The 13,291-nt window shown below is 55.9% G+C and carries 14 protein-coding genes; all 14 read right to left on the reverse strand.

Annotated elements, in window-relative coordinates; all coding sequences use genetic code 11:
• Positions 1 to 12 precede the first annotated feature (12 nt).
• On the reverse strand, positions 13 to 498 hold the full coding sequence (locus M5M_RS06860; protein ID WP_015046752.1) for a hotdog family protein: 486 nt from the start codon (positions 496 to 498) through the stop codon (positions 13 to 15).
• A complete protein-coding gene (locus M5M_RS06865) occupies positions 485 to 1,666 on the reverse strand; it encodes a beta-ketoacyl-ACP synthase (RefSeq protein ID WP_015046753.1) in 1,182 nt (393 codons plus the stop codon). The genes M5M_RS06860 and M5M_RS06865 overlap by 14 nt, the downstream gene beginning before the upstream one ends.
• A complete protein-coding gene (locus M5M_RS06870; protein ID WP_015046754.1) occupies positions 1,663 to 2,895 on the reverse strand; it encodes an NAD(P)/FAD-dependent oxidoreductase in 1,233 nt (410 codons plus the stop codon). Before M5M_RS06870 ends, M5M_RS06865 begins: the two co-directional genes overlap by 4 nt.
• Positions 2,892 to 3,452, reverse strand: a complete 561-nt coding sequence (locus M5M_RS06875) for a DUF3261 domain-containing protein (RefSeq protein ID WP_162141142.1) — start codon at positions 3,450 to 3,452, stop codon at positions 2,892 to 2,894. Before M5M_RS06875 ends, M5M_RS06870 begins: the two co-directional genes overlap by 4 nt.
• Positions 3,452 to 4,537 carry a methyltransferase gene (locus M5M_RS06880; RefSeq protein ID WP_015046756.1) on the reverse strand — a complete coding sequence of 362 codons (1,086 nt, stop codon included), beginning with the start codon at positions 4,535 to 4,537 and terminating at the stop codon, positions 3,452 to 3,454. The genes M5M_RS06875 and M5M_RS06880 overlap by 1 nt, the downstream gene beginning before the upstream one ends.
• 15 nt (positions 4,538 to 4,552) lie before the next feature.
• The gene (locus M5M_RS06885) at positions 4,553 to 6,784 is read right to left on the reverse strand and encodes an MMPL family transporter (RefSeq protein ID WP_144062406.1); all 2,232 of its coding nucleotides are present in this window, start codon (positions 6,782 to 6,784) and stop codon (positions 4,553 to 4,555) included.
• Positions 6,781 to 7,350 (reverse strand): outer membrane lipoprotein carrier protein LolA, encoded by a 570-nt coding sequence (locus M5M_RS06890; RefSeq protein WP_015046758.1) that lies wholly within the window; start codon positions 7,348 to 7,350, stop codon positions 6,781 to 6,783. The genes M5M_RS06885 and M5M_RS06890 overlap by 4 nt, the downstream gene beginning before the upstream one ends.
• A complete protein-coding gene (locus M5M_RS06895) occupies positions 7,347 to 7,784 on the reverse strand; it encodes an acyl-CoA thioesterase (protein WP_144062407.1) in 438 nt (145 codons plus the stop codon). Before M5M_RS06895 ends, M5M_RS06890 begins: the two co-directional genes overlap by 4 nt.
• Positions 7,784 to 9,316, reverse strand: coding sequence for an HAL/PAL/TAL family ammonia-lyase (locus tag M5M_RS06900; RefSeq protein ID WP_015046760.1), 1,533 nt, complete (start codon positions 9,314 to 9,316; stop codon positions 7,784 to 7,786). The genes M5M_RS06895 and M5M_RS06900 overlap by 1 nt, the downstream gene beginning before the upstream one ends.
• Positions 9,313 to 10,191, reverse strand: a complete 879-nt coding sequence (locus M5M_RS06905; RefSeq protein WP_144062408.1) for an LpxL/LpxP family acyltransferase — start codon at positions 10,189 to 10,191, stop codon at positions 9,313 to 9,315. Before M5M_RS06905 ends, M5M_RS06900 begins: the two co-directional genes overlap by 4 nt.
• An 83-nt stretch (positions 10,192 to 10,274) precedes the next feature.
• Positions 10,275 to 11,018 (reverse strand): glycosyltransferase family 2 protein, encoded by a 744-nt coding sequence (locus tag M5M_RS06910; protein WP_015046763.1) that lies wholly within the window; start codon positions 11,016 to 11,018, stop codon positions 10,275 to 10,277.
• Positions 11,015 to 11,380, reverse strand: coding sequence for a 3-hydroxyacyl-ACP dehydratase FabZ family protein (locus M5M_RS06915; protein WP_015046764.1), 366 nt, complete (start codon positions 11,378 to 11,380; stop codon positions 11,015 to 11,017). The genes M5M_RS06910 and M5M_RS06915 overlap by 4 nt, the downstream gene beginning before the upstream one ends.
• Positions 11,373 to 12,725, reverse strand: coding sequence for an AMP-binding protein (locus tag M5M_RS06920; RefSeq protein WP_015046765.1), 1,353 nt, complete (start codon positions 12,723 to 12,725; stop codon positions 11,373 to 11,375). The genes M5M_RS06915 and M5M_RS06920 overlap by 8 nt, the downstream gene beginning before the upstream one ends.
• Positions 12,722 to 13,291 (reverse strand): COG4648 family protein, encoded by a 570-nt coding sequence (locus M5M_RS06925; RefSeq protein ID WP_015046766.1) that lies wholly within the window; start codon positions 13,289 to 13,291, stop codon positions 12,722 to 12,724. The genes M5M_RS06920 and M5M_RS06925 overlap by 4 nt, the downstream gene beginning before the upstream one ends.

Consider the following 13,291-nt stretch of genomic DNA (forward strand, 5'->3'; position numbering starts at 1 on the left):
TTTCACTTTCATTCAATTGCCAGCGGCCAGAAAGGCGGCCGGATCTTCTGGCTCAAATACATTCAGGTTGGCACTCACCTCGATGCCTTCCGCGGCGACACGGCAATCAAACACGGACAGACCGTTGTCGCCTTTGAGCAGTGGTTTCACGCATACCGTCAGCTGTGTGCCCGACGCAAAAAACGCTACGTTGCTCCGGTACTTGCGGGTTCCTACTAAAAAACCCAGTTCCACTTTACCTCCTGCGCTCAGGGCCAGATGACCGGCGTAAGCGGCCACTGCCTGCGCCATATACTCAATCGCCACCAGCGCCGGTACGCCGTCGGATTCGTAAAACGGGCTGTCGGACTCAATCGACACGCCCGCTACCAATCCCTTGTCGGACACCGTTAACACCTGCTGCAACAGGCTCATGGGCTGGTCGTGAGGTACCAACTGCAATACCGGCCAGGGTGATGCTGTGCCACCGATATCGGCCATCATTTCATCCCTGATCATGGTCATCCCCCTGTGCCAACAGCAACGCGATATTATTTCCACCAAACGCAAAAGAACTGCTCATGGCGATGCGCGGCGCAGACTCTGGCCAGTGGGTATCGCCGGCAACCAATTGCAGCGACGCCAACTCTGGATCGAATTCACCATCCCAACGGTGCGGCGGCAATCGCCCGGCTTGCAGCGCCAATGCGCAAATGCCCGCCTCCAGCGCGCCCGCAGCCCCAAGGGTATGGCCGGTAAAGGGTTTGGTGGAACTGGCTTTCACAGTGCCCAACACCCGCTGTACCGCAAATGACTCCATTTTATCATTGAGCGCTGTGGCTGTACCGTGCAGATTCAGGTAGGTGACGAACGATGCGTCCAGCGCCGCATCCGCCAATGCGCCATTCAGCGCCCGCTCAGCACCATGCCCTTCCGGATCGGGCGCGGAGATATGGTGTGCGTCGGACGACTCGCCCACACCCAGCAATGCAATCGGCCCGGGTTCACGCGACATCAGAAACAGCGCGGCACCCTCACCGATGTTGATACCATTGCGGTTAACGCTCATGGGGTTGCATGGACTGGCAGATATGGCCTCCAACGCGCCAAAACCCCGTACCGTAAGCGCACAGAGCGCATCGGCGCCACCAGCAATCACCCAATCAACCAGCCCGGCGTTCAATAGGCGCCGGCCACTGGCCAGGGCTTTGGCGCCGGACGTACAGGCCGTCGACAGGGTATAAGCAGGGCCGGTGACGCCAAGCCTTTGTGCCAGAAAAGCGGCAGGTGCCGCGATCTGCTGTTTGGCGTAATCGGGCGCCCGGTTCATGCCGGGGGCGAAACAGGCTTCACTTTCACTGATACCTGAGGTGGACGTGCCAATTATCACCGCTACCCGACTGAGATCCACGCCGGTGGCGATGGCCTGCCAATCATCGGCGATTTGCTGCCAGGCCGACCAGAGTATCTGGTTGTTGCGACTGCACTCGTGCTCTGACCAGGCACTCGTATCGGGCAGAGGCGCGTTTACCCGGCCAACAGGCAGCGGTTGTCCGGGACTGTAGTCATCGGTCACGGTCAATGGCGAAGAAAAGGCAGCATCCCACAAACTTTGACGGTGCGCCTCTTTGCCAATGCCCAAGGCAGAAGTGAGACCGTAGTTGTGTAAAAAAACGGGTTTCGTCATGCTTCGGCCTCGCGCATGCGGATCAATTCCACCAATGCATTTAATCGACGATCCGCCTGCACCACGTAGGGGTTGTCCGTATCCCATACATAGCCGGCCAATATGGAGCTGATCATGCCTTTAATCCGTTCATTCTGTTGCGGCGAAAAAATAACGTCCTGAAAACGGCCGTCATACCAGGCAGTGACGTAGGTTTTAAAGCATTCGATACCAGGCTTAAGCCGCTCAGTGTAATCGCGCTGCCAATCCACCGGCTTGCCGGCCAACTGCCGGATCACCAGCGCCGATGCCAATTGCGCAGATTTAAACGCGATGGCCACGCCCGACGAAAACACGGGATCGAGAAATTCTCCGGCATTGCCAAGCAGGGCAAAACCGTCACCGTGCAATGACGACACATCTGCAGCGTAACCTTTTATCTGCCGCACGTCTGCGCACACTGTGGCATTGGCGAGCAGCGCACTGAGTGCCGGTAATTCGGCAAGCCAGGCCGCCAATCGTGACTCAGGATCGGCACCACGGCTGTCCAATACCGCGGCTTCTGCCACCACACCCACCGAACAGCGGCCCTGCGACAACGGAATCAACCAGAACCACACGTCATTATGTTCGGGGTGCACATTGACGAGAATTTTGTTGCGATCAAAGGCCAGATCAGCAATGCCATCCTCCACATGTGTGAACAGCGAGCTGCGCACCGGAAAAGGGCTGGGTTTTTCCAACCCAAACAACCGGGGCAATACCCGGGCAAACCCCGATGCATCCAGTACAAATTTCGCCAACTCGGTACTTTCACCCGCCGGCCCCCGCAACTGAATCGAAGATAGCCCCTTGGTGCGCGAAAGGTTGGTGACTTCTGTCTCGAATCGGAGGTCGGCGCCGCGCTTAGCCACTTCATCGGCCAATAGCTGATCAAAGCGAGCGCGTTCTACCTGGTAAATGGTACCCGGGCCGGGACTGTATTTTCGCTCAAAATCGAACGCGGTATAACGCTCGCCACATCGAAAGGCAGCGCCGTTTTTAAACTGGAAGCCGGCGTCGTGTACGCACTGATCCAAGCCCGCTTGTTCAAGAAATGTCATACACGCGGGCAGTAAGCTTTCACCAATAGAGAAACGCGGAAACCGGTTTCGCTCCAAGACCAATACCCGCAATCCCTTCTGCAGTAACAGAGCAGCGGCCAGACTACCCGCCGGCCCTGCGCCGATAATCGCTACATCATAAATCATGGCAGATTCCTGCCTGGCGCCTGTACATCCAGAGCCTGTACGGAAATTGTTGTCACCTGTAATTCAGGTCCTTGCGCTTGGGTTATTTTGACGCTCGAAAAAGGCGCGAGACTATCAAACTGGAATACCATGTAAGGCGTCCCGTTGCGATACACTTGTCTCAATGCCCGATCCTTATCTTCGGTTAGGCTCCAACCCGCCGGCATAGCGGCATTGATATCGGCCAGCGGCCAATAGGCCCACTGAATCTGACGAATCAGTTGGTGCAATTGGTTCGCGGGAATATCCGGCAATGCATGACGAATCCGTATTTCACCGTCTTGTTGCGAAATATTAAACAAAAGCTGGCCTGCAAGACTGAGCCCCGCCAGGCTGAATACATTGCTCTCACGGCTCCAGACCACATTGAATTGCCTTTGTCCCTGCGGCGCTGGCACGCTCACCAATTGGTTTACCTGGACATTCTGGCCCAGCGCTTCAGGTAACAGCAACGGCGGTGTCTGCGCACACGCCGCCAGCAACAAACCCCAAAAAACCAATATCAGAGCGCGTAACATCAGTTCACCAACCGGCATTCCAACAGGGTATGACTCACGCCGATATCATCGGTGGTGGCCACAATTTCCATGCCCGCCGCCTCCACGCAACGGCGAAAGACATCGGAGTGATACATCTGGCTATTGCCGTTGGCCAGGCAGGTAAAATACAGCGAAGTCTGCTGCAGACAGAAGGCCCCGGCCTCGAATTTCTGACGGTCCCAGAAAGTTTCCATGATAAAAATCCGGGTATCTTCATCAGACACAGCCGCAACCTTGTTCAGAATGCCGGTAATTTCTGCATCGGAAAAACAATCGAGAAACTGGCTCATCCACACTACATCATGCCCCTTGGGCAAACCCAGCTCCGGATTCAGAATATTGGTGGGGTAAAAGCTCACCCGGGCCGCACCTGCATGATCTTTTATTGCTTGCGTGGCCAGCGCCACCTGCTGCGGCAAATCCACCAGCGTGACCTGAACTTTGTCATCATGGCTCACACAGGCTCTCGCCCACTTGCCGGTATTACCACCAATATCCATTAACCGGGTTACCGGCTTGGCAAACACCTTGTCCATGACCAGGCCAAACGAACCGTCTGAATAGTAGTGATCAAACGCCAGCCAGCTCTTCAGCTGTTGTTCGGTGAGCGAGGACAAACCTTCGTAAATGGTGGACCAATCGCCCAATGCCTTCAGGCCTGCCGGCTCACCTTTTTCAATGGCTTCATCCAGATGAAAAAAACCCTGGTAATTAATGTCGTGATTGAAATCGAAATTGGCGATAGTCATGGGGTCTGTCAGCACGAACAACCCGGTTTTCGTGAGGCGGTAGCTGCCATCGTTTAAAGTGCAAAGGCCGATACCCAAAGAAGCTTCCATCAATACCCGCACACCATAATCGCTGATATTCGCTTGCGCCTGCAGCTGCTCCAGTGTGACACCCCGGCGGCCAGCACCGGATACAATCTCGAGCAAACCGAATTTACGCAAGCAACGTGCAGCCTGAAATGCCAGAGGGCCAAAGGCCAGCTTTTGCGCTTCATAACGTGCATCGAGCGCGGTAAGTTTATCGTCGGTAAAGTAAACGGGCCGATTATCGGTCATCGGTTTTCCTCAAAATTATTCGGTATCAGATTTTACGATGGGTTGCACCATTAGAGGCACCAGCAACCACACCAGTAGAAGGCCGTATGCGGCCACAGTGCCAAAACTTTTCAACACAGGCGTGGTGCACAATGCCAGGAGCCCAAACGCCAGTAGACTGGTGAGAATGGACAGACTGGCTCCGCGCCAGGCCTCCGGGCCTGGACTGCGAGCGAAAAAAATGCTGCTGTCAAACCCCACACCCAACACCAACAAAAGCGCAAGGCAATGAAATAAATTGACGCCGCCATCCATTACTGCCACAAGCCACAGAACAGCGATGGCTGCCACCAGTGGCGAAGCCAGTAACAGTGCACCCGCAAGGCCATAGCGAAACCACAAGGTGAGGGTCAACACAACCATCGCCACCTGCACCCACAACAACAACCAATGGCGATACTTGGCCAATAAGTCACTCAGCTCTGCGCCCCGGTCAACATAGGTCCACGAACCCTGCGGCAAATTCGCCAACTGATCGGTTGTGAGCACGAATTCCGGGTAAACGAATGCCAGGGTTGCGGATGGCAGCAGATAAAGCGCTGCGAGTTCCGCGTTCACATGATCGAGTGTCATGGGTAACTCAGCTATTGCTGCGATAGCCTCGTCCGCCATAGACTCTGCGCCCAATGCAGAGAACCAAACCGGCAAACTGGCTTGGTAGAATTGTGACAGGCGCGCGAAATCGGACATTTGCTGTGTCTTTTCAGGCAACCATTGTCTGACGCTCTGAGACTCAATACCCTGTGCGTTTAAAGCGGACTCCAGTGTCTGCAACTCTTTGAACAAATCATCGCTGTCATGACCTCGCACCAAGAAATAGCGCCCCGGTCGCGGTGCCTGGCTGATGGTTAAAAGCGCTTGCTCCTGGGCCAACATACTTTCGGTAGAGGTTTGCAGGCTGGCCACCTGATCCCGGCCAGGCAACCACAATAATGACACCAGCGCCAATACCAGTATCCCGAGTGATACACGGGGAAAGGCTGGCACTTTTGCAGCCAGCTGACGCCATGCGTCGGCCAGATTGAATAACGGTTGCACAAGTCTGGAACGGCTCGGCGACTCGGCATGTTCCGGCAACCATAAAACCACCGACAACCAACTGGCCGCCAACCCTACGCAACTGAACAGTGCCATTTGTGTAAGCCCCGGCATGTGCACCGCAGCCTGCAAGCCATAGGCTACCAGACTGGTGAACAGCCCCAGCCCCAGAGCCGGCAGCAACTGACGGAAAGTCTGGCCATGCTGTTGGCCATTGCGTGCGTGGATGCCATAGTCAATGGCCACACCAATAAGTGACGCACCAAAGGCCAGCGTAATCAGATGCAGACGCTCAAAACTCCACACGCTGACCACCAACGCGATCAGCAAACCCGCACTCAATGACGCCAATAAAATCAGGCTCGAACGACCAAAGGCGGCAGCTAGTACCAGGATCACACCCAACAGTGAACCCAGACCGATAAAACTGATTTCATCGCGCGCCTGATGCGCGCCATGCGCCGCGTGAAATACCATGCCCGATTGCAATAGCTGCACGCCTTCTGGCAAACCGGCGCGCAGTGAGTGGACCAATGCCGGTAAAGGCGTCGTTAACGCCTGAGCAAAAGCATCGGTGGACAGTTCGTATTGCAGCAGGCGCCAGTGCAGACCGTCCAGCAACCGGCTGGGATAACCCTGATCCAATTGCAGCGCCGATGCACGGGCTTGCTGTTGCAAAAAATTCTGAAACAAAAACAAAGGATCCTTTACCGGATCATAGCGGCCGTCGCCCACCGGGGCATACAAGCGCAAGCGCGCGGCGTCGATTATCGCCTGTGGTGAAGATTGCATTGCTTGCCGGTCGTCTGTTGCCAGCAGGTGATAGCGATGCGGCCAATAGGATTGCCACAACTGCTGAGCTTGCCGGCCCGGCTCGATGTAGCGCCAGTCACCATCCGCCAATTCACGCCGGACCTGCTCTGCCGCCGCCAGACTTGTTTCTGCATCAGCCGCCCCCACCGCCAGTAAAAAGCGGTTGCTGCTCAATTGCGCCAGATGCTTATCTGCCTCAATCCGCGCGTCATACCATTCGCTGCGGGCATGGTCGGGCAGCAGCGCCAACAAGTCAGTATCAAATTGGTAATCCGGCAAACGCCAGATCAGCGATAATGCCGCTGTCAGCACCAACACCAGCCAGCCTTTGGCCAGCAATGGGCGTTGCCCCTTCATGGCAGAGGAACCAAACGGATGCGGGTACTGTTGGCGTTGGTTTCTTCAACGATAAGCTGTTGCACCCGCTCGCAGCCTTCGGCGCCTACGCGAGTGATGGCCTGCTGCAATGCCACATCGCGCACCTTCAGGTCCAGCCGCCAACAATCGCCATCCAACGCGAGATCCGTTACCGCAAAATGCGCCAACAGTGCCGTCACATCACCACGGACCAAGGCGCGCATCAGCTCGCTGACCACCGCCACGACGGGTTGCTCGGTGCGGGATAATGACCAGACCCGCTGGCCGCCAGACCATTGTTCGATGGCTTCAGTTGTGAACCGGGTTTCGCTGGCAAAGGGCTTCAGGGTTCGCCAATGCAATTGCTGATCCTGCACGGCAAACTCACCGCTGGATTCCAGCGCTAAAGGCAACCCCTGCACGGTTTTCCATTGCTGAAATTCACCCTCTGTCAAAGGCGTGGTCAGTCGTACCGACAACGCTTCAGCCACCTCGTGAGGGGCGGTGGCGAGCGCATTCATGGCAAGCAGATAAAACATCACCGGCCACAGGCGCGCGCGACTCACAGGGATGACTCCGCGAGCCAAGGGGCCAGCTTTTGTTTTAATACCGGCGGGGTGGCCAACTCCATTGCGCCAGTGGCAATATTCACTGCCACCTGGTCAGTGTGACCAAAGGTGATGCGTTTGCCTTCACTGTTGCGCGCGGTGTAGGCAATTCGCAAACGGTTCTCCCACTCTACAATGCCGGCTTCCACACTGATGGTTTCGCGGAAACGGGCCGGACCAGGGTAGCGGATATGCAGATCAACTACCGGCCAGGCAAAGCCTGAATCCCGCATTTCAGGGTAGTTGTAACCAATTTTATCGAGCAGCACACAGCGCGCCACCTCAAAATACTTTACGTAGTGACCGTGCCAGGCCACAGCCATAAGATCGACATCGTGAAAAGGAATTTTCACCGTCGCTGTTGCACTGACCAGAGGTTTAACTTTTGCCATCACGCCGCCGTATAACATTCAAACTGTTGTTGAATAATCGCTACACAGGTGTTGCGCAGATCCCATTCCAACGCACGGTCTTCGCCCACAAATGCACTCACAGAACGCACACTGCGCATAAAACGCTGCAGCTCTGGTGCCAGAGCGTCGTCGCCCACATCGCCCTGGCGCAAGCGCAGCTCAACGCCTTGCACCATCGCCAGCAGGCCAGCCGCCGCCACTTGCTCCGTTAATGTCAGCACCCGCAAGCAATCACGCGCGCTGATGGTACCCATGCTGACTTTGTCCTGATTGTGGCATTCAGTGGAGCGCGAAAAAACGCTCGCCGGCATGGTGTGCTTAAGCGCTTCTGCGGTCCAGGCACTGGCGCCAATCTGTACCGCTTTAAAACCATGGCTGATGGCGCGCCGGTCGCCGGTGGCGCCGGAAAGATTGGATGGCAGCCCGTGATTGAACTTCACATCCACTACCATGGCCAGCTGGCGATCGAGCAGGTCTGCCAGGTTAGCCACTGCATTTTTCAAACTGTCCATGGCAAACGCAATATGGCCACCGTAGAAGTGCCCGCCGTGTAAAACATGCTCGCCCACGCCATCAATAATCGGGTTGTCATTGGCAGAATTGATTTCGTTTTCTATTAACTGGCGCAAAAATGGAAGCGCATCAGCCAGCACGCCGATGACATGGGGTGCGCAGCGCAATGAGTAGCGATCCTGCAGGCGCTGGGGATTTCTGGGCGGCTCGCCTACGTGCAAATCATCGCGCAACCAGGCCGCTACCTGTTGCTGTCCCGGGTGAGGCTTCACCGCAAACAGCAACTCGTCAAAATGATGGGCATTGCCTTTGCTGGCGATGGTGGCCAGGGCGGTAATCCGGGTGGCAAGACGCATCAGATACTCTGATCGGCCAAAGGCTTCGCACGCCAGTGCGGTCATGACGGCGGTGCCGTTCATCAGCGCCAGGCCTTCTTTGGGACGCAACTTCAACGGCGTAATACCCAACATCTGGTATACCTCAGCGGTGGCACGACGCTCACCCTGAAATAACACCTCGCGCTCACCACACAATACCGCGGCTACATAGGACAAGGGGGTCAGGTCACCACTGGCGCCCACCGAACCCTCCTGAGGAATTACCGGCACTATGTCTTTTTCCAGAAGCAACGTCAGGCGCTGTAACAACGCCAGACTGACGCCGGATACCCCCTGACACAGGCTTTGCAGACGCACGGCCAGCACAGCGCGAGACTGCTCCCGGCTCAGCACGTCGCCCATACCACAGCCGTGGAAGGTGTAGAGGTGCGCTGGCAACTCATCTACCAGTGCAGGCGGAATCGACACGGTGCACGAGTCTCCGTAACCGGTGGTCACGCCGTAAATTACCCCTTCCTCAGCCAGAAGCCGATCAAGAAAATCAGCGCCGGCGTTGATTTTGGCAATGAATTCAGGGCTGTCGGACAGGCGCACAGCAGCGCCCTTGGCCACGGCCACTATGTCTTCAATGGATCTTGGATTGGAGTCAAAGGTAATCATGGATTTTCAGCTTCTTTAAAATCATGGTCGGTTTTCTGGCGTTCATCGATGCGCCAGAAATCGTAAAAATTGCCCCACTGCAAGGGAAATTGGCGGGCAAATTCCCCCAGTCTGTCGGCAAACTGCTGAACATAGGGCTGCAGTGATGCTTCCCTTTGGCCACGTTTCATAATCAGCCGATCTGCCAGGGGTTGTAAGTGAATATCGTAGCGATTGCCGGTTTTCACACAGCAAAGAAAAAACACCGGTCGACGCAAAAGCGCAGCCAGCATAAACGGGCCCAGCGGAAAATCTGCAGCCTCGCCCAGAAATTCAGCCGATAGGAGACGTTCATTGCGCGCACCCTCGCCCACCGCCGTCCGGTCACCGGCAATCGCCAACAGCTCACCCGCCGACAATCGGTCCGAAAGCATCATGGCGGTAGCCGGTGAAATATCAGTCACCTGAATTAAATTGATCGCGCGCTTACCCGACACGTCGCTCACCATGCGGTTGAATTTTTCGGCATGTGCGGTATGCACCAAAGCGTTGACCTGCGCTCTCTCCCACCGCTCAGCCAAGGCCATACTGATATCCACATTACCCATGTGAGCCACCAACAACACCGCCCCTTCGCCTTTCGCAATCAATTGATCGAGCGGATCGAAGCCGTGGATAACAAATTCCGAGTCCAGACAATCAAACCAGATGGCGAGTTTGTCCAGCAGCAATTCACCATAGGTCATGAAGTGGGTAAAGCTTTGCCATCCGCGACGCCAAGCAGACCAATCCGCATTATCCGTGGCACGCGCAAGAAAATCCAAAGACGCGCGCCGCGCAGTACCTTTAAATAAAAAGAAATACAGCATGACCGGTAACAGAAACAACCGAAACAAAGCTCGACCAAAAAAACGGTAGGTTATGAACAGTATTTTCAAACCGAGTAATGATCCGGCTTCTTTTTTTTCCGACCAATGGCTCACAGTGCGCGACCTCGCTTCTGCAAACCGAGCAACCAAAGAGGCCAGCGCCACAACATGCCGAAAAACAGCCGGGCATGCATACAGGAAATCAACCAATTGTCCATACCCGGTAGAAAATGAGATACGCCGTCTTCAGGGTAATGCACGCGAGTGGAAAGCTGCTTTACATCACCGCCGCGCCAAAACCAGCGCACCAGTACCTCAGGATCAAAATCCATGCGGTTCCCGGTGTATTCCTGCTCCAACAACTGGCATACCGCCGCCAGCGGATAGACACGAAAACCACACATGGAGTCTTTCAATGCCCCAGAGAGCGTATTAATCCACACCCACACATGCGTCAGGTAGCGCCCATACAGGCGCGCCTTTGGAATAGAGGAATCATATTCCGGCACGCCACAAATCAGTGCCTGCGGATTTTCAGTTGCCGCGTCGAGAAAACGTTGCACATCACTCAGATTGTGCTGACCATCGGCATCCACTTGCAGCGCATGGCTATAGCCCAACGTTAATGCATGCATCAGGCCTGCCTTGACCGCGCCGCCTTTACCGAGGTTTTCGGACAGTTCCACCAGAGCCACACCCGGCCCGGCTGCAAGCGTTCGCAACACTTCCGTACAATGGGCATCACTGCCGTCGTTCACCAGCACCACCGGCAAGCCATGGGCACGCACCTCCGCCAGTGTTCTGCCCACCGCCAGTGCATGGTTGTAAACCGGGATTACTGCACAAACTTTCATGCCACAACCACCAATCGTCCGGAGGAATAATGCTTTTCACCCGCGCTGTAGGCAAAACCAAGGCGTTGCCTGTCGCGCTCCAGCGTTAACACCAGTTCAACCGAATCACCCGGCCTTACCACCTGCTGAAATTTCACCACCTCGAGGTTTGAGGCGCGACGGATCCATTCGCATTCTGGCCAGAGCGCAAACCCCAGCTGTCTGGCCCAGTTCATCTGAACGACGCCCGGCAGAATGGGCGTATCGGGAAAATGCCCATCAAACCAGAAAAGATCATCCTCTATGCGCAGTCGCAAGCGGCAAACGTCTGATGCAGGACCATCCTGCAATTCAATGCGAGGCATCAGAGGTTTATCAGCCACACGAATTCTCCGTCAATAATTCCCGCACCAGCTGCTGCAGCCGGTGATGTTCCAGCTTGCCCTGGGTATTGCGGGGAAGCTGATCTACAAAGCGCCAACGGCGTGGCAGTAAAGGTCGCTCAACCACCGCCGCCAGCGTGGCCTTGAGCTCCGCAATCAACGCACGACGATTTTCTGTCAAACGCCGAACACCGGCATCACTCAGCACGGCGATAACCAGCAATTCATCCCGACCGGCTACCTGACCCTGGCGGTGATAGGACTCTATACGCACGTCCACCAGCGAATGATGGGCCAGCAGCGCCTGCTCCAGCTGCTCCAGAGACACCCGCTTGCCTTCCACTTTGGCAATCCGGTCAACGCGCCCCAATAGCAAAAAATTCTGTCCCACCAGCTCGGCCCTGTCATCGCAGCGATGCCAGTTTTGGTCCTGCAAATGGGGCGACTGAATAAGCAGAATGCCCTGCGCATCGGCCCTCACTGCCACCCCGGGCAAAGGCCGCCAGGCGCGTTCACCCAGATGCTGGCAGCGCCAGCCAATACCGCCGGTTTCGGTACTGCCAAACACCTCTACCACCTGTGCATCAAACTGACTGGCTGCCTGGCAACTGGCCGATTCAGGCAATGGCGCACCAGAACTGAAAATAGTGGCAACTCGAGGCTCGTTAACAGTGGGCGGCAAACGGGTCAGGTGCGTGGGACTGGTTACCCATATCAATTGCTTTGCCGGGTAGTGCGTAAGCGTTTCGGTATAACGTAAATTTTCAGCGGTAAACACCCGCCCTCTCATCACCGGCCACAGCAAACGGAACAGAAAACCGTAAATATGCTGATGCGAAACCGACGACACTACCAGCGAATCACCCAGGCGCTCACCAAAACAGCGCTCAAGTGTTTCCACTTCGTTAAACAACTGGCGAGCGTTTTTTTCAACACATTGCGGCGCGCCGCTGGAACCCGAGGTAAAAAACGAAATGGCCGGTTCGGTCCCGGTTGCCACTTTCGATCTCTGCGAGTCCGCATTGGCCGAAGCCTGGGTGCCGACCGGAAAATCACCGAGAAAACCATCGACCCTGTGACTCATCGCAGCGCAGGTTGCGGGCAAATTATTGGGTGCCAGACAAGGTTGCCCGCCCGCTTCCCATACCGCCAACACATGCGCAAGACAGGCAATGCTGTCTTCAAAAAACAGCGCCCACCGGCCACCAAGGTCTGGCAGGGTGGTGCGAATAGCCGCCACTTGGCGCAACAAGTCTGCCGCAGACACGGCCACATCGGCATCGGACAAAGCGATCACACGGGATGGCTCCGCCGTTAAACGCTCCATTAGCAACTGAACACTCATAACCGCCCGGCTCCGGCAATGCGAGCCTGCACCCGACGGCGCACCAACCATTCAATGCCTGCAATCAACGCCATCAACCCATACGCCACCAGCCCGTTATACAAAAGCCAGGTCGCCCTGTCGGCCCAAAGTGCGGTGTAAAGGGCGATACTGCCGTTAAAGATAAAAAAGCCACACCAGACCTGGGTAACGATGCGGGTATATCGCACCGCTTCCAGAGGCAGATCGGGCTGCTGAATGCGCGCCAGTTTTTCCACCAGAGACTGAGCGGAAAATAAACTGGTAAAGAACAGGGCAAACAAACTGGCATTTACCAATACCGGATATAGGAGCAACCCCAGATCGGAGTCCAACACCCATGACAAGGTTGCGAGTACCAGAATAGCCAGCCCCCAAACCACTCGAGCCCAACCATTCGCCAATTGCCAGCCGAACAACCGCAAGCCCGCGATACACACTAACGCCAGCACCAGATAGCGTGGCGAGGTGAGTTGCGAACCGAAGTAGATTGCGAAAGGGTATGCGACAGTCAGCAGCGCAAATCCCGCAGTGGCCAGCCGCGCCAT

It is taken from the genome of Simiduia agarivorans SA1 = DSM 21679 (assembly GCF_000305785.2).
GTDB classification, from domain to species: domain Bacteria; phylum Pseudomonadota; class Gammaproteobacteria; order Pseudomonadales; family Cellvibrionaceae; genus Simiduia; species Simiduia agarivorans.

What these genes read in the sequence shown, in the direction of transcription:
- M5M_RS06920 (WP_015046765.1), bottom strand. Translation starts at nt 12,725, where the DNA reads ATGAGTGTTCAGTTGCTAATGGAGCGTTTAACGGCGGAGCCATCCCGT.
- M5M_RS06885 (WP_144062406.1), bottom strand. Translation starts at nt 6,784, where the DNA reads ATGAAGGGGCAACGCCCATTGCTGGCCAAAGGCTGGCTGGTGTTGGTG.
- M5M_RS06875 (WP_162141142.1), bottom strand. Translation starts at nt 3,452, where the DNA reads ATGTTACGCGCTCTGATATTGGTTTTTTGGGGTTTGTTGCTGGCGGCG.
- M5M_RS06865 (WP_015046753.1), bottom strand. Translation starts at nt 1,666, where the DNA reads ATGACGAAACCCGTTTTTTTACACAACTACGGTCTCACTTCTGCCTTG.
- M5M_RS06910 (WP_015046763.1), bottom strand. Translation starts at nt 11,018, where the DNA reads ATGAAAGTTTGTGCAGTAATCCCGGTTTACAACCATGCACTGGCGGTG.
- M5M_RS06900 (WP_015046760.1), bottom strand. Translation starts at nt 9,316, where the DNA reads ATGATTACCTTTGACTCCAATCCAAGATCCATTGAAGACATAGTGGCC.
- M5M_RS06860 (WP_015046752.1), bottom strand. Translation starts at nt 498, where the DNA reads ATGATCAGGGATGAAATGATGGCCGATATCGGTGGCACAGCATCACCC.
- M5M_RS06895 (WP_144062407.1), bottom strand. Translation starts at nt 7,784, where the DNA reads ATGGCAAAAGTTAAACCTCTGGTCAGTGCAACAGCGACGGTGAAAATT.
- M5M_RS06870 (WP_015046754.1), bottom strand. Translation starts at nt 2,895, where the DNA reads ATGATTTATGATGTAGCGATTATCGGCGCAGGGCCGGCGGGTAGTCTG.
- M5M_RS06880 (WP_015046756.1), bottom strand. Translation starts at nt 4,537, where the DNA reads ATGACCGATAATCGGCCCGTTTACTTTACCGACGATAAACTTACCGCG.
- M5M_RS06925 (WP_015046766.1), bottom strand. Translation starts at nt 13,291, where the DNA reads ATGGCGCGGCTGGCCACTGCGGGATTTGCGCTGCTGACTGTCGCATAC.